Source organism: Bacillus sp. SRI_025, assembly GCF_057592095.1.
On sequence record NZ_JBYEGB010000006.1, the window covers coordinates 117,324 to 143,432 of the forward strand.

The 26,109-nt window shown below is 41.3% G+C and carries 28 protein-coding genes and 1 riboswitch; of the genes, 20 read left to right on the plus strand and 8 right to left on the minus strand.

Annotated features, from left to right (window positions below; genetic code table 11):
• Nucleotides 1–18: 18 nt before the first annotated feature.
• From AC20OE_RS16310 to AC20OE_RS16325, 4 genes are all read left to right on the plus strand, one after another.
• Nucleotides 19–1,725, plus strand: coding sequence for a T7SS effector LXG polymorphic toxin (locus tag AC20OE_RS16310; protein WP_487269016.1), 1,707 nt, complete (start codon nt 19–21; stop codon nt 1,723–1,725).
• Nucleotides 1,715–2,161, plus strand: coding sequence for a toxin-antitoxin system YwqK family antitoxin (locus AC20OE_RS16315; protein WP_041089172.1), 447 nt, complete (start codon nt 1,715–1,717; stop codon nt 2,159–2,161). Before AC20OE_RS16310 ends, AC20OE_RS16315 begins: the two co-directional genes overlap by 11 nt.
• A 13-nt stretch (nt 2,162–2,174) precedes the next feature.
• Entirely contained in the window at nt 2,175–2,876 is a 702-nt protein-coding gene (locus tag AC20OE_RS16320) for an endonuclease V (RefSeq protein ID WP_059376074.1), read from the plus strand.
• Between the two features lie 82 nt (nt 2,877–2,958).
• Nucleotides 2,959–3,183: a hypothetical protein gene (locus AC20OE_RS16325; protein ID WP_059376056.1), complete on the plus strand. Its 225-nt coding sequence runs from the start codon at nt 2,959–2,961 to the stop codon at nt 3,181–3,183.
• Between the two features lie 40 nt (nt 3,184–3,223).
• Here AC20OE_RS16325 and AC20OE_RS16330 read toward each other — a convergent pair whose 3' ends face one another.
• The 4 genes from AC20OE_RS16330 to AC20OE_RS16345 form a co-directional block, all read right to left on the minus strand.
• Nucleotides 3,224–3,487, minus strand: a complete 264-nt coding sequence (locus tag AC20OE_RS16330) for a hypothetical protein (protein WP_058837367.1) — start codon at nt 3,485–3,487, stop codon at nt 3,224–3,226.
• A gap of 98 nt (nt 3,488–3,585) precedes the next feature.
• Nucleotides 3,586–4,155, minus strand: a complete 570-nt coding sequence (locus AC20OE_RS16335; RefSeq protein WP_064498177.1) for a GNAT family N-acetyltransferase — start codon at nt 4,153–4,155, stop codon at nt 3,586–3,588.
• Nucleotides 4,156–4,226: 71 nt separating this feature from the next.
• Nucleotides 4,227–5,504: an Nramp family divalent metal transporter gene (locus tag AC20OE_RS16340; protein ID WP_039176681.1), complete on the minus strand. Its 1,278-nt coding sequence runs from the start codon at nt 5,502–5,504 to the stop codon at nt 4,227–4,229.
• A 223-nt stretch (nt 5,505–5,727) separates the two neighbouring features.
• Entirely contained in the window at nt 5,728–5,988 is a 261-nt protein-coding gene (locus AC20OE_RS16345; protein ID WP_039176683.1) for a GlsB/YeaQ/YmgE family stress response membrane protein, read from the minus strand.
• Between the two features lie 156 nt (nt 5,989–6,144).
• On the opposite strand from AC20OE_RS16345, the gene AC20OE_RS16350 reads away from it, so the two are divergent.
• On the plus strand, nt 6,145–6,975 hold the full coding sequence (locus AC20OE_RS16350; protein ID WP_041089179.1) for an EcsC family protein: 831 nt from the start codon (nt 6,145–6,147) through the stop codon (nt 6,973–6,975).
• A gap of 26 nt (nt 6,976–7,001) precedes the next feature.
• Here AC20OE_RS16350 and AC20OE_RS16355 read toward each other — a convergent pair whose 3' ends face one another.
• Nucleotides 7,002–8,099 (minus strand): TRAP transporter substrate-binding protein, encoded by a 1,098-nt coding sequence (locus tag AC20OE_RS16355; RefSeq protein ID WP_487269017.1) that lies wholly within the window; start codon nt 8,097–8,099, stop codon nt 7,002–7,004.
• A gap of 67 nt (nt 8,100–8,166) precedes the next feature.
• Between AC20OE_RS16355 and AC20OE_RS16360 the strand changes: the two genes are divergently transcribed.
• The 8 genes from AC20OE_RS16360 to AC20OE_RS16395 all read left to right on the plus strand — a co-directional run bounded on the left by AC20OE_RS16360 (nt 8,167) and on the right by AC20OE_RS16395 (nt 16,848).
• Nucleotides 8,167–9,786, plus strand: a complete 1,620-nt coding sequence (locus tag AC20OE_RS16360; protein WP_487269018.1) for an ATP-binding protein — start codon at nt 8,167–8,169, stop codon at nt 9,784–9,786.
• Nucleotides 9,783–10,466: a response regulator gene (locus tag AC20OE_RS16365; protein WP_487269019.1), complete on the plus strand. Its 684-nt coding sequence runs from the start codon at nt 9,783–9,785 to the stop codon at nt 10,464–10,466. The genes AC20OE_RS16360 and AC20OE_RS16365 overlap by 4 nt, the downstream gene beginning before the upstream one ends.
• A gap of 124 nt (nt 10,467–10,590) precedes the next feature.
• A complete protein-coding gene (gene dctP, locus AC20OE_RS16370) occupies nt 10,591–11,859 on the plus strand; it encodes a C4-dicarboxylate transporter DctP (protein WP_039176689.1) in 1,269 nt (422 codons plus the stop codon).
• Between the two features lie 199 nt (nt 11,860–12,058).
• Nucleotides 12,059–13,081, plus strand: a complete 1,023-nt coding sequence (locus tag AC20OE_RS16375) for an AI-2E family transporter (protein WP_039176691.1) — start codon at nt 12,059–12,061, stop codon at nt 13,079–13,081.
• Between the two features lie 63 nt (nt 13,082–13,144).
• Nucleotides 13,145–13,278, plus strand: a riboswitch (cyclic di-AMP (ydaO/yuaA leader).
• Between the two features lie 76 nt (nt 13,279–13,354).
• A complete protein-coding gene (locus AC20OE_RS16380) occupies nt 13,355–14,596 on the plus strand; it encodes a dicarboxylate/amino acid:cation symporter (protein ID WP_047201995.1) in 1,242 nt (413 codons plus the stop codon).
• A 127-nt stretch (nt 14,597–14,723) separates the two neighbouring features.
• Complete coding sequence (locus tag AC20OE_RS16385) at nt 14,724–15,650, plus strand: ABC transporter ATP-binding protein (protein WP_366204445.1); 927 nt, start codon at nt 14,724–14,726, stop codon at nt 15,648–15,650.
• Nucleotides 15,628–16,395 (plus strand): ABC transporter permease, encoded by a 768-nt coding sequence (locus AC20OE_RS16390; RefSeq protein ID WP_366204446.1) that lies wholly within the window; start codon nt 15,628–15,630, stop codon nt 16,393–16,395. The genes AC20OE_RS16385 and AC20OE_RS16390 overlap by 23 nt, the downstream gene beginning before the upstream one ends.
• Before the next feature lie 117 nt (nt 16,396–16,512).
• Nucleotides 16,513–16,848 carry a hypothetical protein gene (locus AC20OE_RS16395; protein WP_008359528.1) on the plus strand — a complete coding sequence of 112 codons (336 nt, stop codon included), beginning with the start codon at nt 16,513–16,515 and terminating at the stop codon, nt 16,846–16,848.
• 97 nt (nt 16,849–16,945) lie between these two features.
• On the opposite strand, the gene fbpB is transcribed toward AC20OE_RS16395, so the two are convergent.
• Nucleotides 16,946–17,095 carry a Fur-regulated basic protein FbpB gene (fbpB, locus tag AC20OE_RS16400; RefSeq protein WP_065215285.1) on the minus strand — a complete coding sequence of 50 codons (150 nt, stop codon included), beginning with the start codon at nt 17,093–17,095 and terminating at the stop codon, nt 16,946–16,948.
• Nucleotides 17,096–17,403: 308 nt separating this feature from the next.
• Complete coding sequence (locus AC20OE_RS16405) at nt 17,404–17,724, minus strand: thioredoxin family protein (protein ID WP_012008983.1); 321 nt, start codon at nt 17,722–17,724, stop codon at nt 17,404–17,406.
• Between the two features lie 184 nt (nt 17,725–17,908).
• On the opposite strand from AC20OE_RS16405, the gene AC20OE_RS16410 reads away from it, so the two are divergent.
• The 7 genes from AC20OE_RS16410 to AC20OE_RS16440 all read left to right on the plus strand — a co-directional run bounded on the left by AC20OE_RS16410 (nt 17,909) and on the right by AC20OE_RS16440 (nt 25,358).
• The gene (locus AC20OE_RS16410) at nt 17,909–18,991 is read left to right on the plus strand and encodes a D-alanine--D-alanine ligase (protein ID WP_330546189.1); all 1,083 of its coding nucleotides are present in this window, start codon (nt 17,909–17,911) and stop codon (nt 18,989–18,991) included.
• 80 nt (nt 18,992–19,071) lie between these two features.
• The gene (locus AC20OE_RS16415; protein WP_487269020.1) at nt 19,072–20,436 is read left to right on the plus strand and encodes a UDP-N-acetylmuramoyl-tripeptide--D-alanyl-D-alanine ligase; all 1,365 of its coding nucleotides are present in this window, start codon (nt 19,072–19,074) and stop codon (nt 20,434–20,436) included.
• A gap of 18 nt (nt 20,437–20,454) precedes the next feature.
• Entirely contained in the window at nt 20,455–21,147 is a 693-nt protein-coding gene (locus tag AC20OE_RS16420) for an alpha/beta hydrolase (protein ID WP_058837372.1), read from the plus strand.
• Between the two features lie 127 nt (nt 21,148–21,274).
• Nucleotides 21,275–21,613 (plus strand): avidin-fold protein, encoded by a 339-nt coding sequence (locus AC20OE_RS16425; protein ID WP_039176701.1) that lies wholly within the window; start codon nt 21,275–21,277, stop codon nt 21,611–21,613.
• 165 nt (nt 21,614–21,778) lie between these two features.
• On the plus strand, nt 21,779–23,278 hold the full coding sequence (gene cshA / locus AC20OE_RS16430; protein WP_024427371.1) for a degradosome RNA helicase CshA: 1,500 nt from the start codon (nt 21,779–21,781) through the stop codon (nt 23,276–23,278).
• A 114-nt stretch (nt 23,279–23,392) separates the two neighbouring features.
• On the plus strand, nt 23,393–23,872 hold the full coding sequence (locus AC20OE_RS16435) for a PH domain-containing protein (RefSeq protein WP_458209710.1): 480 nt from the start codon (nt 23,393–23,395) through the stop codon (nt 23,870–23,872).
• Nucleotides 23,862–25,358: a PH domain-containing protein gene (locus AC20OE_RS16440; RefSeq protein ID WP_487269021.1), complete on the plus strand. Its 1,497-nt coding sequence runs from the start codon at nt 23,862–23,864 to the stop codon at nt 25,356–25,358. Before AC20OE_RS16435 ends, AC20OE_RS16440 begins: the two co-directional genes overlap by 11 nt.
• A gap of 54 nt (nt 25,359–25,412) precedes the next feature.
• On the opposite strand, the gene AC20OE_RS16445 is transcribed toward AC20OE_RS16440, so the two are convergent.
• Nucleotides 25,413–26,018 (minus strand): rhomboid family intramembrane serine protease, encoded by a 606-nt coding sequence (locus tag AC20OE_RS16445; protein ID WP_126681956.1) that lies wholly within the window; start codon nt 26,016–26,018, stop codon nt 25,413–25,415.
• Nucleotides 26,019–26,109: the final 91 nt, after the last annotated feature.

Sequence of the window (26,109 nt, forward strand, 5' to 3'; positions counted from 1 at the left end):
AAAGCACTAACAAGTGCCATGGACACAAGAGCAAAACACTATCAGGAACTCCGTGAACAAATGGTAGATTTAAAAAAGGCATTACAAGGTGTTGCCAACCTCGGTGATGATTTTACTGGAAAAGGTGCCGATAACATTAAAAGCTTTTATAAAGAACTAGCGGGTAATGTTGATATGTTTATCAATTTCATTGATAAGCAAAAAGCCTTTCATGAAGGTGTTTCTGGGACACTTGATGATACAAACTTTGGCGGCGACACCTTTGTAGAAGAACACTTTTTAGACAACGCAGTACATATGGGCATCAAGAATGCCAAAAGCATTGTGAAGGATCAAAAAAAGGCACTCAAAACCATTTTTCAAGACATTGATGACCTCATTTCCCTAGAGGTATTTGATAGCCAAACCTTTGATGAAAAAATAGAAGATGCGGAAGATGAACGAAAAAAGACGGTCAAAGATCTAAGAGAGCTTGATCAAAATTTAAAAGATGAATATGCTTTGTCAGAGACGGAACAGCAAGCTACAATGGCATTGTACGCTGAAATGATGAATGCGACAAATGACGGAAAAGCAATTTCGCCTATGAATTTTGATAAGAAAGCGTATCAAAATAGCGAAATCTACAAGGCAAAAAGCGATATTGAAAAGCAAACTTCTGAATATCTCAAAATCAAAAAAGAACAAGAAGAAGCCCGCAAGGTCGCAAAGGAACAAGAAGCACTCGCCAACCGCCCTTGGTATGAAAAAGCGCTCGATTATGGTGGAAACATCGTGAATGAACTGACAGGTGTGAACGATGCAAAACGTGCCGCAACAGGCGTTGATCCAATCACGGGCGAGGAACTCACCGCTGGACAGCGTGTCGCGGCAGGCGGCATGGCAGCAGCAGGCTACATCCCAATCGTCGGCTGGGCAGGCCGCATTTTTAAAGGCGGAAAGGCTGTCTATAAAACGACCCAAGCCACATCAGCCGCGGTCAGGGCAGTCGACATTTACAAGACATCACAAAAATCCTTTGACGCCCTGAAAACATCTCAAAAAGGATTATATGGCCTAACCGCCACCAACGGCTTCAGCGAAGCAATCACAGGCCGAGACATGTTTGGAAACAAGATCTCAAAAGAACAGCAGGAAGCAAGTATGAACGCGGCTCTGGGGATGCTTTTGCCGTTCGGGGTGAAAGGGTTTCATGGGAAGGTGGGGGTTAAAGAGAACACGAAAAGTCGAATTGATTATTTGAGAAATAAATATGGAAAGATCGATTCAAAAGAATTAAATGAAAGAATTAATTTACGCGGAGAAACGGTGAAAGAACTAAATAAATTAAAAGAAACTGGCATTAGCAAGAAGAAAATGGGTCCTGCCTTTGCTGGAGTTTATGATAAGCAGACTGGAAAATATTCGTATGCAATAAATGATTATGATGGAAAGTTACCAGATTTCCATCCCTTAATAAATGCCAAATATGATAGAATGCCAAAAGAGGTTATAGATTCATATACATTTACAAAAGGTGCGGGGTCACATGCAGAAGTGATCGCCTTGAATAAGGCCTTAAAGGCTAATCCAGGTGCTAGTTTGGATAATTTTATTTTGAATGTTGTTAGGACAGGTCAGAGTAGAGTGAAACCGGCTGGAATGATGTTTCCAAGGTGTCCTCATTGTGCTTATCTTACAGATGGATCTAAAATTATCACGGAGGTTCCTAAAAATGTTAAATGATATATTGCAAAAAGATTTTATTTTAGAGAATGGCACTGAGTTTGAAGAATGTTTAGAATATGGAGGCCCTTACGAACTAGCAATAGTGGAAATTACCGAGGATGGTAAAGAAGAGCTGTTTACGGGATTAGCATATGATATATATGAAAATGGGAATATTGAGAGTTATTTCTATGTTGAACAAGGGGTTAAACAAGGTAAGTATGTTGAATTCTATTCAAATGGAAATGTTAAGAAAATAGGTCATATGAGTAAAAATGCAGCCGACGGCTATCAAGTTGAGTTTTTTGAAAATGGAAATAAAAAGTATGAATCTGAATGTGTTGCTGGTCGAGAGATGACTTATATAAAGTATGATGAAAGTGGAAATATTGTAGAGAAAAAGGCAGAACCTAATGAATCCGATTTGAAATATGCCGAAAAATTCAACAGCTAATCGTGTGGATCTTATGAATAATGATGAAATAAATGATTTATTAGAAAAATTTAAAAGTGAACAAAAAGCGCTCTTGCCTAAAGTGCAATTGAAAAATAATTTTCAACTTGAGAACATAAGGTTTATTGCAGGTGTAGATGTAGCTTATTTTGATATGCATGGAAAAACGAGCGGTGTTTGTTGTATCGTCGTTTATGATTTGATAGAAAAAAAAATCATAGAAAAAGTGCATAGCCATGGAGAAATAAGGATTCCTTATATAGCAGGTTTTCTTGCTTTTCGTGAAATGCCATTAATTAAAGATGCAGTAAAAAAACTGACGAAACAAGTAGACGTCTATATGTTTGATGGAAATGGTTATTTACATTATAGACACATGGGCATTGCTACACAGGCGTCTTTCTTCTTAAATAAACCTACCATTGGAGTCGCAAAAAGTTATTTGAAAATTAATGGTATAGATTTTACCATGCCCCAAAATAAAACAAATGCATACACAGATATTATTATAAATAACGAAATATATGGAAGAGCTCTCAGAACCAGAGTGAATGTTAAGCCTATTTTTATTTCATGTGGGAATTGGATTGATTTAGATACAACTACAAAAATTATTATGAAACTTATTGATAAAAACAGTAGATTACCAATACCCGTAAGGTTTGCAGATATTGAGACACATGCTATTCGAAAAGAGTTATTAACAAAAGAATAGGGGAAGTGTAACATAGCACATTTTTTAGCTGTATTGAAAAGGGCTAACGACATTCAATCAAACAATAAAAGGAGTTATAACCATGCTATGGATTTTCGCACAAAACCAGCAAAGTTTCGTTCATGTCCACGAAGTCTCAGTAACCGGCAAAAAGATTGAAGGAATGATCGCAGGAGGCGATACTTGGGTAAAGACTCTCGGAAAGTATGACTCAAATGATCGAGCGTCAGAGATCCTACAAGACATTGTGAAAACAATTGAAGCCAATCAAGATGCCACCGTGACTTACAGAATGCCAAATCAATAAAAAAGAAACCACCTTTCCATTGCAAAAAGGTGGTTTTTGTTTATGATGGTGTTTTTGTAAAGGCTAAAAATAAAGGGATGCTTGTGCCGACAAGGGTTGTGGCAAATAGGAACATACCACAAATGAATAGAAAATGGCTGGCTGAAAAGACAAGTGCCAGAATGAGAAAAACAATGCTGAGTCCTGCCATGCTATATGATGGGACAAAGCGGCGTTTGTAGGTGGCTTTCTTTGTTAAGAATGAGAAGAAAATGCCAAATAATAAAGGGACGATCCATAAGTAAAATAAAATAATAAGAGACATACTTCATACCTCGATTTTTCCTTCTATTTTATCAGATGCTGATCGCAACGGATACCACAAAGCTTCACTTTGTAAAATAATTCATGCAATCGACACAATTAAGTGGATTGATTCATATAATGCGTTTTTTCTTTCATATATTCAGGCTGCAAGAGCGCGTATACACAATGATCCGTAAAGCGATCGCCCAGCCATTCACATTGTCTCAAAATGCCTTCAAGCGAAAAGGATAATCGTTCTGCGATGCGTCTGCTCTTCTGGTTATCGACAGCAGCCCTGATTTCAATGCGGTGCAGTCCACATTCTTCAAATAAATATTGAATGACTGCTTTGCATGCTTTTGTCATGATGCCTTTTCCTTGATAGCCTTCTCCGAGCCAATAGCCAATTGAAACAGTCCTGTTGATCCAATGAATTTGGTGGGTGCCAATAATCCCGACAAGCTCTCCATGTGACCAGATGCCCGCTTGAAAACCGTTGTTCTGCAAGGCTTGCTGCATTGCGCCTTGAATGAACGCCATGCTGTCTTCCTCTGTCTGTGTTGAATCCACCCAAAGCATCCATTCACGTAAATGCTCTCTTGACCGCTGGATGAGCAAATATAGACTTCTTGCGTCTCTTGGCTCAAGCAGCCGCATGGATATCTCTTGATCTTGATAAAAAAACATGTGCACACATCCTCTCAGGGGAATTTTACCATAACCATATGAAAAGAAAAAGACAGCATCACGACTGTCTTTTACATAAACGTATCTACAATTAAAAAGAGATTGAGTGCGACAACAAGAGCTGCTATCACCCAAGATATTCCTGTCACCCAGCGGGCATTCGTCAATTCGCCCATAATTCGTTTTTTACTTGTAAATAAAATGAGCGGAATTAAAGCAAAGGCAATACCAAATGATAAGACCACCTGACTCATCACAAGTGCTGATGTCGGATTCACCCCAGATGCAATGATCACAATAGGGGGAATCATGGTAATCAGCCGGCGGACATACAGTGGAATGCGGTATTGAATAAAACCCTGCATAATGATATCGCCTGACAATGTACCGACAGAAGAGCTGGATAGTCCGGCTACAAGCAGGCCTACACCAAATAATATAGCTGATACAGGACCTGCAAGTGTGCTAAAATGCTGGAACGCAACATCCAGATCTTCAACAAAGAGACCATTTTTATAAAATAGAGCGGCTGCCACAATCAACATACTGGCATTGATGGCTCCAGCAACTAACATCGCAATGAGGATATCGAAAAACTCAAAGCGAAAAATCTGTTTTTTCTCCTTTTCTGTTCTGCCGACGACTCTTCTTTGGGTTAATGCTGAATGTAAATAGATCGCGTGCGGCATCACAGTGGCACCTAAAATTCCAGCTGCAAGCAGTACACTATCTGTGCCATCAAATTTTGGAATGAAAAGCCCGCCTGCGACACTTGCCATATCAGGCTTGGCGACAAAGGTTTGCACAGCGAAAGCGATCACGACAACGAACAGCATGCCGGTAATGCCAGCTTCTAATGCGCGATATCCCCGTCTTTGCAATTCTAAAATCGCAAATGATCCAATGGCTGCAATGATAGATGCTTCAAGCAAAGGAATCCGAAAGAGCAAGTATAAACCAAGTGCCGCTCCAATAAACTCAGCTAAATCTGTGGCAATAATGACGAGTTCGCCCTGAATCCATAAACCGATGGATACAGGTTTTGGAAACTCTTCACGTGCGATTTCAGGTAAGTTTTTACCTGTCGCTATTCCAAGCTTTGCGGACAAGGATTGGATGAGCAAAGCCATGAGATTTGATATGAGAATGACCCATAAGAGGAGGTATCCATATTTGGAGCCAGCGGCAATGTTGGTGGCAAAATTCCCTGGATCAATATATGCAATGGCAGCGATAAAAGCAGGGCCTAGAAAAGGAAGAAGCCTTCTAAATCCTTTGACCTTTCCTTCAAGTGCACGCTCAGCTGCCGCTGACATGTGTGCTTGTGCCTCGATGTATTTGTTTGTCATATGTCATCACCTAGATTCTACAAAGTTTTGCTTGGGCACAAAAAGTTTCCTTCATGCAATTTTTAATCATCATATGCCCATCTTCATGAAAAGTCAACTATCTGAACTAATAGGTTTGTTTATCATATGTAAGTGAAAAAAATAGATACCTTGTCAACGCGCCAACATAAAAAACACCGCCCCTTAGACGGTGTCCCTACTGCTTCCTCTACTATTCGTTTTTTTAAGATACCCTTGATCCAACGCTGCGGAAGATCAGGCTTAAAATAATGACAAAGATTGCTGCTCCTAAGATCGCTGGAATGATCGCAAAGCCTGCCAGACTAGGACCCCACGTTCCAAGTAATCCATGACCAATCCAAGCGCCTACAAGTCCGGCAATCATTGAACCGATCCATCCTCCTGGTACACTGCCTCCAGCGAGTGCACTCCCAATGAGACCGATGACAATCGCCACAACCAATGAAATTAGAAATCCTAACATGTTGATCACTCCTCTTTTGTTTGTTTATTAAGCAATAACCGTTTTGAAAAAGATTAAAACCTTTCGGAACCGCTTCAATGTTCTATACGTATGATGGACAAGGATTGTGTATAATAACAGACAAATACTTCAGCGGCATCTAAGGAGGCATATGACATGGAGGAAAGAGAATGGCTAAAAGCACAATTAAAGGAGATTGAAAAGTGGGAGAAAGACCAGCAAAAGGTATGGTTTTGGGAGAAACTCAGCCGTCTTCCATTTCAAATGCTGGACAAGCTGACGCCTGCTTTTATTCAGAAAAAAATCGGTGTACTGCTAGACGAAATGGGCCATTACATTCAATCCGGCGGTGCCTATTTGACATCGGAAAAAGGCATCATTCATCAATTTCAAAAGAAGTGTGCCGATGAATCCATTCAGCGCATAGAGGATATTGGAAAGGCCCCGATCGAAATGATGGATGCCATTAGTGAGCATATGGGGAAAAACAGAACAAATCTCGCGACGGTACAAGGGGCGACAACTGGTGTTGGCGGAATGTTTACACTAGCCGCTGATATTCCTGCGGTACTCGGTCTCTCTCTGAAAACATTACAGGATATTGCGGTCACCTATGGCTATGATCCTAAAAACAAAGAGGAGCGGGTCTTCATCATTAAATGCTTGCAGTTGAACTCTGCGGATGTCGTTGGAAAGAAATCGATTCTAAAAGAGCTGAAAAGCTATCATGCATCTGAAGGGAAGCATGAAAACATGATTTCCCAAATCCAAGGGTGGCGTGAGGTTGTCTATAATTACCGAGATTCGTTTGGCTGGAAGAAGCTGTTTCAGCTTGTGCCCATCGCTGGGATTTTGTTTGGTGCCGTTTCGAACCGCTCACAATTAAAAGGAATTGCCGAAACAGGCATGATGCAATACCGAAAGCGAAGAATTTTAACAAGATTAGAAGAGCTCACCGAGCAAGAACAGAGTGAGTCCGGCGCATAAAAAAATCCCTTATCAAAGGGATTTTTTTATTTGCTCTCATCCTCTTCCTGAAAAGCATGAATAGGTGAGTGTTCATAACGTGCACGAAGTTCGCGGATCTGTTTGATGAGGGTGGAGCCAATCGTATTTTCGGCTTCGTCATACAAAGGATCAAGGGCTTTCATCCATTTTTGTCTTTCAGCTGGCGTCAATTCATGAATGGCAATCGGCGATTCACGTTTAATGTCCTCCAGCTGATCTTTGTTCATCTGTTCTGCATGCTTTTCATTCCAAGCTGTTGTTTCTTCCATGGCTTCAAGTAAAATTCGTTTCGTTTCGGGTGTCTGGCGGTCAAAGAAGGATTGATCTGTTAAGACCACATAGCCTAAATACCCGTGATTGCTGATCGTCATATAGTCTTGTATATGATAGAATTTTTTTGAATAAATATTTGAAATGGTATTTTCTTCACCGTCTACTTTTTTGGTTTCTAATAGCTGAAACGTTGAATTAAATGATTCCTGATAGGGCTTTGCACCAAGAAGTTTAAATTGTTTCTCAATCATGTCGCTTTGCATTATGCGGAGAGACTGGTTTTTTAAATCAGCCGGCTGTTTGATGGGCCCTTTATTTGAGGTAATTTGCTTAAAGCCATTTGTCCAATAAGCCATTCCCTTTAATCCATCTTTTTGCAGCGTGCCAAACAACCTTTGTCCAATTGCGCCGTGCAGGCCTTCTTGAACCGCGTTGTAATTTGAAAAAGCAAAGGGAAGATCAAGTGCCAGCCACTCAGGGGACAGCATGCCGAGCTTCGAGGTAGACGGAGCGATAAATTGAACTTGATTCTCTTTGAGTGCATTAATTTCTTCAATATCAGAATAAAGGCTCCCGTTGGAGAAAATTTGAATGCTGATCTTTCCATCCGATTTTTCGTGCACAAGCTCAGCAAATTTCTTTGCAGCAAGTCCTTTAGGTGTATTGTCTGCCACGACATGACTGAATTTGAACACAAGCTGGTCCTTCAGTCCGGTCTGTTCATCATCAAAGGTTGTCGCTGATTTTGGCATCATATGATAAAAGCCAAAGTATAAAGCGGTTACAAAACCGATCATGAGTAATAGCGTATAAGCGAGTAAATTCTTCATGCGTCAGATCCCCCTTATGTCAAGCATACTTGACAGAGGAAGAATTCGTAAAGATACAGGTGGAAAAATGATGAGAAATCGATTGAAATTACAACAATTATCTATTAGATGGAAGCTTACCATCCTCACATATTTCGTTGTCATTTTCGCCCTTTTAATCGGAGGCATTGTCCTTGTCGGGGGAATTCAGCAAACAGAGGAACGGGAGCTTCGAAAAAGACTCATGAACACGGCGAGAACCGTGGCAGAAATGAATGAGGTGAAGCAGGCGTTAGCTGATCAGACAAAGGAACGTGATCGATTACAGCATGCAATGGAAGAAATTCGGATTATTCAAGACGCTGACTACATTGTCGTGATGGATATGGATCATGTGAGATTAACGCATCCAGTAAAAACAAGGATTGGCCAGCGCTCAGAAGGAACAGATGAAGAGCCGGCTTTTGCAGAGCATATTTATTTCTCAGAAGCAGAGGGAGAGCTTGGAACAGCCATCAGAGCTTTTTATCCGGTGAAGGATGATCAATTTAATCAAACAGGGGTTGTGCTTGTAGGAAGAACCCTGCCAAGTATGGCAGATATATTAGGAGAAATGAAGCGGGATATCCTCATGATTCTCCTGCTGACGCTCAGCTTTGGGCTTGTAGGTTCATTTTTGCTCGCCCGCCATATTAAACAGCAAATGTTTAAGCTGGAGCCGCATGAGATTGTTAGAATGCTAGAGGAACGTACTGCAACCTTTCACTCTATTAATGAAGGGGTCATCGCCATTGATAATCAGCACATGATCACCATTTTTAATGAGAAAGCGAAGCAGATTTTTGGCGTGACAGGTGATGTCGTGGGCCAGAATATTTGGGGTGTGCTCTCTGATACACGACTTCCTGAGATCATCGATCGCGCAGAACCCGTCTACAATGAAGAAATTCATATGAGCGGAAAGCGGATCATGAGCAGCCGGATTCCGATTGTGATGAAAAAGAAGATCATCGGAGCGGTCGCCATTTTTCAGGACCGGACGGAAGCGGCAAAATTGGCAGAAGAGCTCACAGGGGTTAAAAACTTTGTGGACGGTTTGCGGGTGCAAAACCATGAGCATATGAATAAGCTTCATACGATTGCCGGGCTGATTCAGCTTGGTAAAGCCGATCAGGCGCTCGATCTAGCCTTTCAAACGACAGAGGAGCAGGAACATGTGACGGACTTTCTTCATCGCGTCATTCAGCATGATGCGGTCGCAGGATTATTGATGAGTAAAATCAGACGGGGCAAGGAGCTTGGCATCAAGGTTGAAGTAGATGAACATAGCAGTCTCCGTCATTTCCCTGAGCGGCTTGATCAGCATGATATGACAAAGCTGCTCGGAAATCTCATTGAGAACGCCTTTGCTTCGTATGATACTGTAGAAAGAGACACAAAAGTCATTTCCATTAGCATCGATCAAACGGAGGATGTCCTCGCGATTTTAATTGAAGACAATGGATCCGGAATCGAAGAGGAACTAATTCCTTATCTTTTCGATAAAGGCTTCACACACGGCAAAGAGGGCGGAACAGGCTATGGCCTGTATATTGTAAAAACGATTATCGACAAAGGGATGGGAAATGTAGAAGTCACATCAAGCATCGGCATTGGTACCACCTTCTCAATCGAATTCCCAATGACCATAGAGGAGAGAGACAGATGACTCAGATTAAGGTGCTGTTAATTGAAGATGACCCAATGGTGCAAGAAGTGAATAAAGAATTCATTATGAATGTTCCTGGCTTTCAAGTAGCAGCTGTCGCTGGAAATGGGGAGCAGGGCATCCAGCTGATTAAAGAGATTCGTCCAGATCTCGTGGTACTTGATGTGTATATGCCAAAAAAGGATGGCGTCAAAACGCTGCAAGACATCAGAAAACAGAAGATGCAGGTGGATGTGATTGTGATTTCAGCAGCGAAGGACAAAGAGACCATCGGCATCATGCTTCAAAATGGTGCGCGGGATTATATTATTAAACCTTTCAAATTTGAACGAATGAAAGAATCTCTTGAAAGCTATAAGGCGTTTAAATCAAAAATTCGAACCGCCGTGGAATTTTCTCAGGAGATGCTCGATGATATCATACGAAAGCCTGCTGTTAAGCAGGAAGATACTTGGCTTCCTAAAGGGCTGAATGTGCATACGATGAACGAAATTAAAGCGTATATGGGCTTGCAGGAAGGCGCACAGTCTGCAGAGGAAGTTGCCAATGCACTTGGCATTGCCCGTGTCACGGCACGCCGGTATTTAGACTTCCTCGTAAAAGAAGGCGAGCTGAAATTAGATATGCAATATGGCGGGGTAGGGCGGCCCGTGAATAAATATATCGTACATTCTGACTAAGAGACCAAAAAGACCAAAATGTACGATATGTCCATAAGCTTCACAGTCTTTGATGAAATCGCTATCATTTACCTACAGATAATAGTTAAGCGTTTACATCAAAGGGTGAGGGAGTTGATTTTTTATGAAAAGGCTTTTGAAAAACCTGACATTTCAGGTGATTGCAGCTGTCATCATCGGGATCATTGTCGGGATGGTGTGGCCAAACGTCGGAAAAGAAATGAAGCCGCTTGGTGATACCTTTATCAATGCCGTTAAAATGGTCATTGCACCAATTATTTTCTTAACCATTGTTCTTGGTATTGCCAAGATGGGGGATATGAAAAAGGTTGGAAAAGTAGGGGGAAAAGCATTTATTTATTTTGAAGTCGTCACGACACTTGCTCTGGTCATCGGTCTTTTTGTTGTGAATATCATGAAGCCAGGTGCAGGTCTTGACTATAGCAAGCTTGAAAAAGGGGATGTCTCACAATATACCCAAAATGGGGGACAGGGCATCGACTGGATGGAATTTGTCACACACATCGTGCCATCTAACATGGTTGATGCTTTCGCAAAGGGTGATATTTTACAGGTCTTATTCTTCTCTATTTTATTCGGTGTTGCGCTCGCTGCACTTGGCGAGAAGGGGAAAGGCATCATCGAATGGCTTGATAAGCTGTCACTCGTTTTCTTTAAAATCATTGGATATATCATGCGTGCTGCGCCGCTCGGTGCATTTGGGGCAATGGCCTATACGATCGGACACTTTGGGCTGGCATCGATTAAACCGCTCGCGAGTCTGATGCTCTCCGTTTATATGACGATGTTCATATTCATTTTTGTTGTGCTGAACATCATTTGTAGAATGTATGGTTTTAGTCTGTTCAGCTATCTGCGATTTATCAAGGATGAAATTTTGATTGTTCTTGGCACAAGCTCTTCAGAATCTGTGCTACCAAGAATGATGGATAAAATGGAACGCTACGGCTGCTCTAAGTCTGTTGTTGGTCTTGTTATTCCAACAGGTTATTCCTTTAATCTAGACGGAACTTCAATCTATTTATCGATGGCCGTCGTCTTCTTGGCGCAAGTGTTTGGTGTTGACCTGTCCATCGGTCAGCAGATCACGATTATCCTTGTTCTGATGCTAACATCAAAGGGAGCTGCTGGGGTGACAGGAAGCGGATTTATCGTGCTTGCCTCTACACTTGCAGCACTTCAGGTCATTCCGCTTGAAGGGCTTGCACTGCTGCTTGGGGTTGACCGCTTCATGAGCGAAGGAAGAGCCATCACAAACCTCATTGGTAATGGAATCGCAACAATTGTTGTCGCGAAGAGTGAAGGTGAATTTGACGAATCGAAGAGCAAAACAGCACTTCAGGAAATGCGGAATATGAAGCAGGCTGTTTAGTATAAAAACAACCAAAAACCGAAACCTTATGTTCTACATAGGTTCGGTTTTTTCTTGTGTAAAAAAGAAAAATCAATAAAATGACTACGAATCGTAGGACCTCGTTGACCTTTTATTATATAATTTACAGAAAGATCCGATATAATGTATATCAGATAAGATGAAAAATAGACTTTAGTCCTGGCAGGTGTGTAACGTAATGGCGGCATTTTTAAAATTGTTCGAAAAACCCGGTGTTAAGCGGTTTTTAGTATTTGTAGTATTAGCCACAGCATTATATCTATTAAGAGGAATGATGAATTTAATTCTTCTGACCTTCATTTTCACCTTTTTGATGAATCGGTTAGAAGAGGTCATTAGAGGCTTTTTAAATCGCTTCCTGAAAATAGGACAGAAATCGGTCATTACTATTTTGTATATTCTTCTGGCTGGTGGTTTGACATTTGGCGGTTTCGTTTTTGTACCAATCATCGCCAAACAGGTGGAGCAGCTATTCCATTTAGGAAAGAAAATCGCAGATCATCCACAAGATTTACCCTTCTTTGACGTCATCACGAACGTATTTGGTGATTTCAAAATATCAGCTTTCTTTGAGAAAGGGTTTAATTTCCTCTATACATACTTAACTGATTTCAGCACGTTCAGTATCCAGGTCATTATGTCCTTAATATTAAGCATGTTCTTCCTGTTCGAAAAGGAACGCCTCATTCAATTTATGAACAAGTTCAAAACGAGTAAAATCTCCGTGTTCTATCATGAAATTGCCTTCTTTGGACGTAAATTTTCCCGAACGTTTGGAAAAGTACTCGAAGCACAGTTTATTATTGCAACCGTTAATTGTGTGCTAACGACAATTGCGCTAGGCATTATGGGTTTCCCGCAGTTATTTGGCTTAGCGGTCATGGTCTTTTTGCTAGGCTTAATCCCAGTAGCGGGTGTGGTTATCTCTCTTATTCCACTCAGCATCATTGCGTATACACTTGGAGGCGGAATGTATGTCCTCTATATTGTGCTGGTGATCGTGATTATCCATGCCATTGAAGCTTATTTCTTAAATCCGAAGCTCATGTCAGCTAAAACAGAACTCCCTATTTTCTTCACGTTTATTGTGCTGATCTTCTCTGAACACTATATTGGCATTTGGGGACTTATTATCGGTATCCCAATCTTTGTGTTTATTTTAGATATTCTTGAGGTCACAAATAGGGAAGAAAGTAATTAAAAAGTTCATATGAACCTGTTTACAATTTTCTAAAAATAAGGTATAAATGGTATGAAAATATCATATTACCACACGCTTAATCCTTCTAAAGGAATGGGGGACCCAAGTTTTTGGGGTGAATTTTTCTTATCTGAGAAAAAAGGACATCTCTTCGTCCTAACCCGTCAGCTAACCTCATCAGCGTGAAGAGAGTAGACAGTGGTACACGTATGGACACGCAGGCCCACGAGAAGACTCTCTCGTGGGCTTTTTGACGAGGAAGGGGAGATTTTATTGAAGCTGGCGACGAAAATTATTATTGCCTTGTTTGTAGGTGCCATCACAGGATTGCTGCTTAACCTTTTTGCTCCAAATGTATTCAAAGTGTTAAATCCTTATTTATTTACACCTCTAGGTCAAATCTTCTTAAACCTGATTAAAATGCTCGTTGTGCCCATTGTATTCTTTTCGATCACGCTCGGCGTAGCAGGCCTTGGCGATCCGAAAAAGCTAGGCAGAATCGGCGCAAAAACCATTACTTACTTCCTGCTCACTACGACTTTTGCCATCATCATTGGCATTTCATTAGCTGTATTAATCAAGCCGGGGGCTTTCGGCAATTTTGATACAAAAGCAGCTGATTATTCCGCAGAGGAAGCCCCATCAATGGCAGAAACACTACTCAACATTATTCCAACCAATCCAGTCCAATCGTTAGTTGAAGGAGATATGCTTCAAATTATCGTCTTCTGTGTATTTTTAGGTCTTGGCATCGCCATGCTCGGTAAAAAAACAGAAGGCTTGCTAAAGCTGTTTGAACAAGGAAATGAATTAATGATGTATCTTGTCGGTGTTGTGATGAAATTTGCACCGTACGGGACATTCGGTTTGATTGCAACCGCAATCGGCAGTCAGGGGCTGGATGCCATGAAAGCGATGGGACTTTACTTCTCGGTCGTGTTAATTGCGCTCATCCTGCATTTTTTCCTGACATATGGATCAACCGTTGCGATCTTAGCTAAACGAAATCCGATGGAATTCTTTAAAGGATTTTCTCCGGCGATGGTTGTTGCATTTAGTACATCAAGCAGTAACGCAGTGCTGCCGGTATCAATGGAAACAGCGCAAAAGCGTTTAAAGGTACCAGAGCCGATTTCAAGCTTTGTGCAGCCGCTGGGTGCAACCATTAATATGGATGGCACAGCCATTATGCAAGGTGTTGCGACCATTTTTATCGCTCAAGTATATGGGGTTGAACTGACGTTTGTTCAAATGCTGACTGTTGTGTTAACGGCTGTATTAGCAAGTATCGGTACAGCAGGCGTGCCAGGGGTAGGGCTCATCATGCTGGCGATGGTTTTAAATTCCGTGAACCTTCCTGTTGAGGGAATAGCGCTGATCCTTGGCATAGACCGCTTATTAGATATGGCAAGAACCGTAGTGAATATTACAGGTGACGCAGCATGTGCGGTGATTGTTTCTGAAACCGAAAAGAAACATGAAAAAGAAGCGCCGACACCTAACTTATCACTGTAATAAGCAAGAAGGGCTGAGTGGATCAGCCCTTTTTTTCATGGATTGATTTGTCTCGCGTGATATACTTTTTACAGGATGAGCGGTCGTAACTGCCGCCATAGGCTTTACATCAGAAGGAGGAACCACTTTGCAGTCTGCTGTTTTAAAAGTAGAGAAAGTCGACAAACAAATTGGCCGGAAAATGATCTTGCAGGATATTTCTATAGACATTGGGCGGGGAGAAATTGTCGGATTACTTGGCCCCAACGGGTCTGGAAAAACAACCTTGATTCGATTGATCGTTGGCTTGATGAAAAAAAACAATGGCCGCATCATGATCAATGGATATTCACAAGATGAGGACTTTCTCCAGGCGATGTCATCTGTTGGTGCAATCATAGAAAACCCAGAATTTTATTCGTATTTAACAGGCTTTGAAAACCTTGAAATGTATGCAGCGATGCACGACGGGGTGACGGAGGAACGCATTCAGGAAGTAGTGGAAAGAGTTCGTCTGGAGGATGCCATTCATCAGAAGGTCAAGACGTATTCGCTAGGGATGAAACAAAGGCTTGGGATTGCACAAGCTATTTTGCATCGGCCGAATCTGCTCATTTTAGACGAACCGACAAATGGACTAGACCCAGCAGGAATGAAGGAATTCCGGGAGCACTTGCAAATGCTCGTACAAGAAGAAGGAACGTCGGTGTTATTTGCGACGCATTTATTGCATGAGGTAGAGGAGCTATGTGACCGCATGATCATCATTCAAAAGGGTCAGATCAAAGCTAGCACTCATCTCCTTGATATGGAAGGGAAAGAGCAGGTGCTGATGAATATTCAGCCAGTAGAAAAGGCGGTTTCATGGCTTGACGCACAGGAGTATACATATGAACGAGATGGAGCGCGTGTACTGCTTCAACTGAACAAAGAACGTGTGCCAGAGCTAAACAAACAGCTTGTGCTGGCGGGGTTTGATGTACTTGAAATGACGCCTCAAAAGCAATCAATTGAAGAGGCGTTTATGAAATGGACGGAAGGCGGGAAGACAGATGCTGAACCTCATCAAAAATGAGCATAAGAAAATTATGAGGAAAAAAATCACATTCATTGCTCTTGGGTTGATCGTTGTATTTCAACTAGCAATGGCTCTCACCTTGAAACGAGTCATATCAAGCTTTGGTGGACAAGACACAGTCGCAAACTATTTTGCTTATTCCACGAATGTCGTGTTTATTTTACAGGTGCTTGCTGTCGTTATTGGCGCGACCTTGATCTCAACAGAGTTTCAGAAAAGGACGATCAAGTTTTTATTGATCAGGCCAAAAACAAGACTGCACATTTTTCTGTCAAAATACATCACACTTCTGCTGACAGTCATTTATTTGTTTGTTTTTTATTATGTGTTAGCTTTTCTATTTGGTCTTATTTTCTTCGGTACTGATTTTGATGAAAGAACGGGGCAATTATTTCAGCATACGTTTGCCATCATTGGATCTCAGTGGGTGGAAGTGGTCATGATGGCAAGCTTTGCTTTTATGTGTTCCAGTTTGTTTAGAAACAGTCTTGTTGCACTTGTGACCTCGTTTTTTGTTTTATATGCGGCGAAATCACTTGTACCGATCATGTCGCTCTTAGAAAATCAGTGGGGGAAAATCCTTCTTTTTGCGAATACGGACTTTACTCAGTACAGCTTTCAAGGACCGCCGCCTTTTCATGGGATGAGCCTTTTGTTTTCTCTATTTATAGTGGGGGCGCATTTTGTTTTCTTTGTTGGATCGGCTTGGATTCTTTTTTGGAAACGTGATGTAAATGTGTAAAAATTGTGTCAAATAACAAGAAAAATTCGTGACATCTTTGTGAAAACGAGTCTGTATTTCACGATAACCGGCCGATTTTGTCTTATAATAAGAAGGAGTCATGGAGGTGGCACTATCGTGAAAAATTTCATTACGGCTTTACCAATTTTGTTGCTGCTGTCGTTTTCGTTTGTGTCTTTTGCCTTCCAGTTTGATCATCTTGTTTATTTCAGACTAGCGCTGGGGATCTTTTCGTTAGCCGGTCTTTTCTTTCTGTATACACTTAAAAGAAACATGAAATGGTTCATGGTTTATTTATATGCGAGCTGGATCATTCTTGCTGCCGTTACAACATTTGAGGAACCAGTCTTTTCTCAATTTTTCTTCGGTGGTTTAACGATGACAATGGGTTATCTCACATATATGCTCATTTATTTAGGAATGAAGCAGGACCGTGTAGCGAAATCACATTAAAACAAAAGCCGATAAAATCGAATAACAGATTTTATCGGCTTTTTTATTTTATTGAAGCAGACAAAAGAGCAGCCAGTGATGACTGCTCCTCTTGTAGTTATGATTCACGCCCAGCAGCTGCAAGCTGCTTCTGGTGTTTTTTGTCGATGGTTTCGTATATACTTTCCATCATTTGAGGATCGCGCATGATCGCCTTTTTGTTCTCTTCAATCAATTGCTGATAGGTTTTGATCTTCTTCTTAGACATGTGACTCATCGCTCCTTTATTAGAATGACCGTCTATAGGATTTCACATAGATGAAATTGATAATCATTTTCAATTAGCAACTCCATTATACAAAGACAAATGTCAGAAGTAAAGATTCAATTCAGAAAATTCACGTAACCGACATATTCCAAGCTGTATCGACGCTGCATTCTTTCCCAGGAAATAATTTTGTCATGACTTGTCGTAAGGGAAAACATCAATTTGAAACGTTTTGGCTGCGAAGCTCGTCTTATGAAGAGATTAAAAAAGAAAAAAGACACCAGCAAAAGTTTGCTGATGTCCTTCAATTAAGAAACGTGCTCTTGAAGAAACTCTGTCACTTCTTCAGGCGATTTTGCGTTTGCACTGTGTAAATGCCCTGTTTTTTCACCATTTTTGAAAATTAACAAGCTTGGAATACCCATTACCTGATACGTTTCCGCTAATTCAGGGAAATCATCTTTATTTATTTCAAACCATTCATGGTGAGCATAAGCTTCTAGGATGTCTGGAATGAACATGTCCATTCTTGTGCAGTCAGGACACCATGTTGCAAAGAATTTAACGATGACTTCTTTGTCTGATTGAATTATTTCATTGAATTGTTCAGTACTTGTGATTTTTTTCAATTTGTCACAACTCCTTTTCAATGTCATTTTAATATAAAATAAAGGCGAATGACATACAAATGCTCGGGAGGCGCTTACAACCTTTACAAATCATTTCAATTACGTAACAACAAAAATTAATTAGAGCATTTTTGCTTGAAAGTGATAAGATAGTAAAGATGAATTTTAGTGGGGGGAGTATCCATTGAAAATAAGTTTAGGATTGATTTACGGCGGAAAGTCAGCCGAACATAATGTATCACTGCAAACAGCCCTTGCAGTTACAAAAGCACTTAACACTGAGAAGTTCGATATACATCCAATTTATATTACAGAAGAGGGTGAATGGTTAAGAGGAGAAAAACTCACTGAACCAGTATCAAACGTCAAAATGCTTCAATTTGAACAGAACGCAAAGACGTTTTTACCAACTTCTTTAAATGAAAGCATGTTTCCACAGCCTGCAACGGCTGATGAGAAAATTGATGTTGTCTTCCCATTGCTGCACGGACCAAATGGAGAAGATGGCACAATGCAAGGATTACTTGAACTGTTAAATATCCCGTATGTCGGCAACGGCGTTCTCGCGTCTGCTGCGGGTATGGATAAAGTCATGATGAAAGATGTTTTTGCACAAGCAGGACTTGCACAAGCAAAGCACCTTTCCTTCAATAAAAAAGACTTTGAGAAAGCGACACCAGAAAGCTTGGAACAGGTGGAACAAGTACTTGGCTATCCATGCTTTGTGAAGCCTGCCAACATGGGATCAAGTGTTGGAATTAGCAAATGCCGCAGCAAAGAAGAGCTGCAGACTGCATTCGACCTCGCTTTCCAATATGATCGTCGTGTGGTCGTAGAAGAAGGCGTTGTTGGAAGAGAAATTGAGATTGGTGTATTAGGCAATGATGAGCCAAAATGCTCTGTCGTTGGTGAGATTGCACCTAAAACAGATTTTTATGATTACAAAGCAAAATATGAAGATGGCGATACAGATTTGATCATTCCTGCTAGTGTGTCAGAGGATGAATATAAGACGATTCATGACATGGCGATTAAGGCATTTAAGGCCCTTGATGGATCTGGTCTCGTACGTGCAGACTTCTTCCTTACAGAAAAAGGTGAAGTGTTGATCAATGAAGTGAATACAATGCCTGGATTCACACCTTTTAGTATGTTCCCATTACTTTGGAAGCACACTGGTGTAGAGTATCCAGAGTTGATTGAAAAGCTGGTGTCACTTGCAATTGAACGCCATCAAGAAAAACAAACCATTAAAACAACTTTTTAATGTGAGCAGCAAGCAGACACTATCCTTAGGTAGTGTCTCTTTTCCTTCAAACGTGAAATGAGAAAGAGAGGCGAAAAATCATGATCAAACGTACAGTGAAACAAATCACCCAAATGGCTGGTGGAACCCTATCTAATCAAGCTTTTGGCGAAGAGCAGATTCACGGAGTGACAACAGATACACGAAAAGTATCAGACGGCGCACTGTTTATCCCGCTTATTGGAGAACATTTTAACGGTCACACATTTGCTTCAAAAGCAGTAGAGCTTGGAGCATCAGCTGTTCTTTGGAATCAAAAAGAAGCCAATCCGCCAGAAGGCGTTCCTGTTATTCTTGTAGAGGATACATTAGCTGCGCTTCAACAGCTGGCGAAATCATACTTAAAAGAAGAAAACCCTCGTGTTGTCGGTATTACAGGAAGTAATGGGAAAACCACAACAAAAGACATGATTCATTCCGTCTTGCAAACAGCGTATCAAGTTCATAAAACAGACGGTAACTTTAATAATCATATCGGTCTTCCGCTCACCATTCTTGCAATGCCAGAAGGAACCGATATTGCGGTTTTGGAGATGGGTATGAGTGCAAAAGGCGAAATCGAATTTTTATCAGACCTCGCTGAGCCGGATGCAGCAGTCATCACAAATATCGGGGAATCTCATATGCAAGATTTAGGATCAAGAGAAGCCATTGCAGATGCAAAATATGAGATCGTAAAAGGCTTAAAAGAAGACGGCATCTTTTATTACCTAGGTGATGAGCCCTTGCTTCGAGAAAGAGCAAGTTCACTTTCTCAGCGTGTAAAAACCTTTGGAGAAGCAGAGGACTGTGATATCAAGGTAACGCACATCAACCAGCTTGCAGAAGGAACAGAATTTCAAGTAGAAGGGTATGCCCAGGGTTTTCTCATTCCTGTATTAGGGAAACATAATGTGAAGAATGCACTTGCTACTATTGCAATAGGTCAGCATTTTGGGCTGAATGAAAGACAAATTGCCCAAGGACTGATGCAAACGAAGTTGACAGGGATGCGTCTTGAGCTGTTTAAAACAGACAAGGGAATCACTGTCATCAATGATGCGTATAATGCAAGTCCTACTTCTATGAAAGCCGCCATTGATCTTGTGGGGGATATGGACGGCTTTGCCAATCGTATTCTTGTACTTGGAGATATGCTCGAAATGGGCAGCGAAGAAGAAACGTATCATTATGAACTTGGCCGTTACATCAAGCCAGAATTTATTGATCATGTCATGACGTATGGCCGCCTAGGTGCATTCATTGCTGAAGGAGCGAAAAAATCATTCGGGGCTGAGCACGTATTCTCCTTTATGGACAAAGAGGACCTGAAGAAAAAACTAGCTGAAGTGGCAGGGCCTGACGATGTTGTGCTTGTCAAAGCCTCACGCGGTATGAGATTGGAAGAAGTCATTACTGCACTATAAAAGTGAGAAGGTGACAGAATGATTGGCTGTTTATGTATTCACGGTTTTACTGGTGCCCCTTATGAAGTAGAACCGCTGGCGCAATATTTAAAACAGGCGGCAGATTGGAATGTGCAGTCTGTCACGCTTCCGGGGCATGGGGATGAGCTGCAGTTAAAAGGCATTCTTTATCAAGAATGGATAGCGACAGCTGAACTCGAACTTCTATCCCTTTACCGGACTTGTGACACCGTGTATTTGGTCGGCTTTTCTATGGGCGGAATGATTGCTTCTTACTTAGCGGCGAAGTACCCAGTTGCCCGCCTTGTCCTTTTAAGTGCTGCGGCCAAATATGTGAACCCAAAACAAATGATGCAAGACACACGGCAGATGGTAAAGGAGTCCCTGTCAGGGATCGTTGATACAAACCCTTTATATGATCGATATCGCCATAAGCTCACAAGCACGCCGCTGTCAGCTGCGATAGAATTTATGAAGCTGGTAAAGCAAACGAAGAATTCGCTTGAGAAGCTTCATCTGCCTGTGTTAATTGTTCAAGGTGAAAGCGACGGGATTGTGCCTGCTTCAAGTGCAGAATTTATTTATCATAAAGTCCCGTCTCGCCAGAAAGAAATGTTTTATTTGCCGGATTGTAAACATCATGTTTGTCATGAGCCGTGTGCCCAGCAATTGTTTGAGAAAGTAGAACATTTTCTAAAAAAAGCAATTTAATATATAGAAAAGCTAAAATGTGGCTAAACTAATATAAATTGAATCCCACTTGTTAAAATTTGCATCATTTTTGTCGAATGAGTGACAGGCCTATGGTACAATAGGAAAGAAAAGGTGGTTGATTCGGTTGTTTCAATATGACGGAAAAACCTTTATCCCGCAGTCTAATTCGAGTAACGGAGAAGTATCAGCAGGAACCATATTTCAATATCGTCAGGACGGGAATATATTAACGGGCACATATCAAGGCGGCAGTATTGTATCTGGCGTACTTGTAGGAACTGTGAATGAGGATGGAACACTTCATTTTAGATACCACCATGTAAGTAAGGACGGCAGCATGAGAAGCGGATCTTGCGATTCCACTCCTAAGCAGCTGGATAACGGAAAAATTCAACTGTTTGAAAAGTGGAAATGGATGGACGGAGATCAAAGTGAAGGTGAATCTGTCATTGTAGAGCAGTAGATATATCCATTTCTGTCTTGTTGAAAAACAAATAGTGTAATGGTAAGATATAAGGTAGGGTAATTCGGGCTTTGTATATAATGGACCTGTCCTTTCAGAAAAGGGCAGTTTTTAATGATCATTCACGAGATTACTGAAACAGCAATTAGAAGGAGTTTGAATAAATTGACTATAACGTTTCAAGATTTTCAATTAAGCGAAAGTCTCATGAAGGCTATTAACCGCATGGGATTTGAAGAAGCAACACCGATTCAAGCAGAAACGATTCCTCTCGGTCTTCAAAATAAAGATGTCATCGGACAAGCACAAACAGGTACAGGAAAAACTGCAGCATTTGGTATTCCTCTGGTTGAAAAAATCGACCCAGCGTCTCCAAATATCCAAGCGATTATCATTGCGCCAACAAGAGAATTAGCGATTCAAGTATCTGAAGAGCTATATAAAATCGGCCAAGACAAGCGTGCACGCGTACTTCCTATTTACGGTGGACAAGATATCGGCCGTCAAATCCGTTCGCTCAAGAAAAATCCTCATATCATCGTAGGGACTCCAGGACGTTTACTCGATCACATTAACCGTCGTACAATGCGTCTTCAAAATGTTGAAACAGTCGTGCTAGATGAAGCAGACGAAATGCTAAACATGGGTTTCATCGAAGACATTGAAGCGATCCTTTCAAATGTACCAAGTGAACACCAAACACTTTTATTCTCTGCGACAATGCCTGCACCAATTAAGCGCATTGCAGAGCGTTTCATGACAAACCCAGAACACGTAAAAGTAAAAGCGAAAGAAATGACTGTCTCTAACATCCAACAGTTCTATTTGGATATTCACGAACGTAAGAAGTTTGATACATTGACTCGTCTTCTTGACATTCAATCACCTGAGCTTTCAATTGTCTTCGGCCGTACGAAACGCCGTGTTGACGAATTGACTGAAGCACTTAACCTAAGAGGTTATACAGCTGAAGGAATTCATGGTGACCTGACTCAAGCAAAACGTATGGTTGCGCTTCGTAAATTCAAAGAAGGTTCAATCGATGTGCTTGTCGCAACAGACGTTGCAGCACGTGGACTTGATATCTCAGGCGTCACACACGTGTATAACTTCGACGTGCCGCAAGATCCAGAAAGCTACGTACACCGTATTGGACGTACTGGACGTGCTGGACGTACAGGTATGGCGATGACATTCATCACACCACGTGAAAAAGATATGCTTCGTGCGATTGAGCAAACGACTAAACGTAAAATGGATCGTATGAAAGAACCTACACTTGATGAGGCAATTGAAGGACAACAGCAAGTAACAGTTGACCGTCTACGCACGATCATCAGTGAAAACAACTTGAACTTCTACATGACAGCTGCTGCTGAATTGCTGGAAGATCATGATTCTGTAACAGTGGTTGCAGCTGCTATCAAAATGATGACAAAAGAGCCGGATGCAACGCCTGTTCGTTTGACAGATGAAGCACCAATGATTTCAAAACGTCATCGTAACAACCGCAGCTCTTCTAAACGCAGAGACGGCGGCGGTGGCGGAGGCTACCGTGGAAAAGGCAAGAACAGCCGTTCATCTTATGGTGATAAAAAGCGTTCTTCAAATGACCGCAATCGTTCTTCTAACGATCGTCGTCAAAAGAAATCTTATAACAACTAATATACAAGAGCGAATCCTTTGCAGGGTTCGCTTTTTTTAACAGGCTAAAATTGAAACTTTTTAGGCTTTGTTACGTAATATATTGATAGAAAAGTAAGAGAATGGGGGAAGAATGTGAGAAAACAGCCGCAACGTCAAATTAGTCTAAATGGTTTAAAGGTATGGCGTCTTCAAAATGGAATTATCTCATTGATTTTCTTACTCATCATCATTGGGGTATTTGTTGCTAGCTACTATTTACAATGGCCATATTGGATTGGAGCGATCCTTTCTGGTTTATGGGTCTTACAGGTCATTTTTGGCATTTGGCTCATACCAAAAATCCGCCATCACATCTGGCGCTACGAAGTATTTGAAAATGAAATTGAAATACAGCATGGACTCTTTCGCGTCACACGTGTCATTGTGCCGATGGTTCGTGTTCAGCATGTTGATACATCACAAGGACCGCTTTTAAGGCGCTATCGTTTGGCCTCTGTTCAAATTTCGACTGCTGCCACAGTTCATGATATACCGGCGCTAGAATTAGAAGAGGCAGATGAGCTTCGTGATTACATATCTCGTTTAGCAAGGGTGACGGAAGATGATGTCTGAACCAAAACGTGTACATCCTATCTCGATGTTCATAGATTTTATATCAGATGCTGTATCCATGATTAAAAACTTCATTATCCCTTTTTTCGTGTTGATTTTTGTGAACTCGAATTCGAGCATTCGCTTTTATGCATTTATCATTCTTGGTGTGCTTCTTTTATGGAAAGCCGTATATACCATTTTAGAATGGAGACGATTCACCTACCGGATGGAAGACGATGAATTTCGTGTGGAATCGGGTGTAATCACGAAAAAGAAAAAATATATCTCGTTAGAACGAATTCAAACAGTCAATACAAGTGAAGGTATTTTCCAACGGATTTTCGGTTTAGTGCGGGTTCAAATCGAAACGGCAGGCGGTACGGATGGTCCAGAAGTGAGCCTGACCGCGATTACAAAAGCAGAAGCGGAACAATTAAAGCAGTCGATTTTCAACCGGAAGAAAAGCTTGCAGGAAGAAGGAATGACGGATGAAGCAGGAGATCTGCATGGCCATTTGGCTGCCCAGAAACCTGTGCAGGAAGAAATCAATGTCTCCTATCGTATGGGTGTGCCAGAATTGCTTTTGGCTGCGACCACTTCAAGCGGTATCGGGGTCATTATATCTGGGTGTCTTGCCATCTACACGCAAATAGATGAAATTCTCCCTTTGGACGGGTTCTTCAAGAAGTTCTCTTTTTTAAGTCATGCGAGCGTTGAAATTTATGCGATTTTGATATTTCTTGCCGTATTGATCGCGTGGATCCTGAGTGTTGGGGTAACAGCGCTTCAGTATGCGAATTTTGCTGCAAAGCGAAAAGGGAATGACATCATCATTACAAGAGGACTCATCGAGAGACATCAAATGACCATTCCACTTGCGAGAATTCAAGCAGTGAAAATCAAAGAGAATATTATCCGTGAGCCTTTTGGCTTTGCGACAGTGATGCTTGTTAGTGCAGGAGGTTCGATTACAGAGAAAGAAACCTCTTCCGTCTTATTTCCGCTCATTCGGAAGAAAAAAATAAATGAATTGCTGTCCCAATTCACGGATCATTATCATGTAGCACCAGAAACAGAGCTGAAAAAAGTGCCAAAGCGTTCACTCAAACGCTACCTGATCTCGTATGGCTTTGTGCCGTTACTTGTAGGTGTCATCCTGTCGGTGCGCTTTCCTCCATGGGGGTATTTGGGACTCATCCCGTTACCACTTGCTCTATTCTTTGGCTATTTAGCTTATAAACAATCAGGATATACAATCAAAGATTCATTGATTCAACTGACATCAAGAGGCATTGGCAAGACCACTGGCATTGTCTTGAGAAAACGAATGCAAAACTATACGATGACGCAATCCTTTTTCCAAAAGAAAGGCCGGGTCGCAAGTATTCACACCTTTGTGAAATCCTCCGCGTTGCTTGATTCCTTTGGTGTGCATCACCTTGAGGAAGAAGATGCTGCACGTGTATTTGATTGGTATTCGTATGAAAAAAATCAATCGTCTTAAACGAAAAATGTCGATCAGCTCCAGCTCAAGGAGTGATCGACATTTTTTATGAGATTAATAGCGTCTTTTTTTCGAATGGAAGAACAGGGTAATAGGTGCTAGAATCATACCGCCGATCAATCCAAACAAGTGAGCCATGATATTGATGTTCGAATTGACGAAGGTCATGATGACAGAAACAGCCAGAATCGTTAAAATCACTTGTGAATTGCCGCGGTCCATCATGTGCGGTTTAAATAGGACAAGGTATAGATACACCCCAAATAAACCAAAAATCGCACCAGAAGCGCCAACGTGTACATACTCTAAAGGCTCCACCCAATAGGTCCCGAGATTGCCAATGAACCCTGCACCAAGATAAATGATTAGAAATCGAACCTTCCCTAGCAAATGTTCAAGCGCTGGGGCGAATAAGAAAAGGGACATAGAATTAAATAAAATATGCGTGAGACTTCCGTGGAGAAAAATAGGTGTGACGAGCCGCCACCATTCCCCAGCCGCTACACCATAGTTGAAACCGACGAGATGATCCTGTCCAAGCTGTATAATAGGGATAGGAATCGCAAATATAAGCCACAGGCCGATTTGTAAAGCGAGGATCGCTGTTACGATTGGATACGATTTAATAAATTGTTGAAAGCTCTCCGTTCGAATAAACATAACAAACCCCTTTTGACTAGATAATGGTAAGTTTATAGTAACACGTTTATGAAGAGAACACTCAAATTAGTACGAGTATCATAGGAGGTAC

What these genes read in the sequence shown, in the direction of transcription:
- AC20OE_RS16310 (WP_487269016.1), top strand. Translation starts at nt 19, where the DNA reads ATGGACACAAGAGCAAAACACTATCAGGAACTCCGTGAACAAATGGTA.
- AC20OE_RS16315 (WP_041089172.1), top strand. Translation starts at nt 1,715, where the DNA reads ATGTTAAATGATATATTGCAAAAAGATTTTATTTTAGAGAATGGCACT.
- AC20OE_RS16320 (WP_059376074.1), top strand. Translation starts at nt 2,175, where the DNA reads ATGAATAATGATGAAATAAATGATTTATTAGAAAAATTTAAAAGTGAA.
- AC20OE_RS16325 (WP_059376056.1), top strand. Translation starts at nt 2,959, where the DNA reads ATGCTATGGATTTTCGCACAAAACCAGCAAAGTTTCGTTCATGTCCAC.
- AC20OE_RS16330 (WP_058837367.1), bottom strand. Translation starts at nt 3,487, where the DNA reads ATGTCTCTTATTATTTTATTTTACTTATGGATCGTCCCTTTATTATTT.
- AC20OE_RS16335 (WP_064498177.1), bottom strand. Translation starts at nt 4,155, where the DNA reads ATGTTTTTTTATCAAGATCAAGAGATATCCATGCGGCTGCTTGAGCCA.
- AC20OE_RS16340 (WP_039176681.1), bottom strand. Translation starts at nt 5,504, where the DNA reads ATGACAAACAAATACATCGAGGCACAAGCACACATGTCAGCGGCAGCT.
- AC20OE_RS16345 (WP_039176683.1), bottom strand. Translation starts at nt 5,988, where the DNA reads ATGTTAGGATTTCTAATTTCATTGGTTGTGGCGATTGTCATCGGTCTC.
- AC20OE_RS16350 (WP_041089179.1), top strand. Translation starts at nt 6,145, where the DNA reads ATGGAGGAAAGAGAATGGCTAAAAGCACAATTAAAGGAGATTGAAAAG.
- AC20OE_RS16355 (WP_487269017.1), bottom strand. Translation starts at nt 8,099, where the DNA reads ATGAAGAATTTACTCGCTTATACGCTATTACTCATGATCGGTTTTGTA.
- AC20OE_RS16360 (WP_487269018.1), top strand. Translation starts at nt 8,167, where the DNA reads ATGATGAGAAATCGATTGAAATTACAACAATTATCTATTAGATGGAAG.
- AC20OE_RS16365 (WP_487269019.1), top strand. Translation starts at nt 9,783, where the DNA reads ATGACTCAGATTAAGGTGCTGTTAATTGAAGATGACCCAATGGTGCAA.
- dctP (WP_039176689.1), top strand. Translation starts at nt 10,591, where the DNA reads ATGAAAAGGCTTTTGAAAAACCTGACATTTCAGGTGATTGCAGCTGTC.
- AC20OE_RS16375 (WP_039176691.1), top strand. Translation starts at nt 12,059, where the DNA reads ATGGCGGCATTTTTAAAATTGTTCGAAAAACCCGGTGTTAAGCGGTTT.
- AC20OE_RS16390 (WP_366204446.1), top strand. Translation starts at nt 15,628, where the DNA reads ATGCTGAACCTCATCAAAAATGAGCATAAGAAAATTATGAGGAAAAAA.
- fbpB (WP_065215285.1), bottom strand. Translation starts at nt 17,095, where the DNA reads ATGTCTAAGAAGAAGATCAAAACCTATCAGCAATTGATTGAAGAGAAC.
- AC20OE_RS16415 (WP_487269020.1), top strand. Translation starts at nt 19,072, where the DNA reads ATGATCAAACGTACAGTGAAACAAATCACCCAAATGGCTGGTGGAACC.
- AC20OE_RS16420 (WP_058837372.1), top strand. Translation starts at nt 20,455, where the DNA reads ATGATTGGCTGTTTATGTATTCACGGTTTTACTGGTGCCCCTTATGAA.
- AC20OE_RS16440 (WP_487269021.1), top strand. Translation starts at nt 23,862, where the DNA reads ATGATGTCTGAACCAAAACGTGTACATCCTATCTCGATGTTCATAGAT.
- AC20OE_RS16445 (WP_126681956.1), bottom strand. Translation starts at nt 26,018, where the DNA reads ATGTTTATTCGAACGGAGAGCTTTCAACAATTTATTAAATCGTATCCA.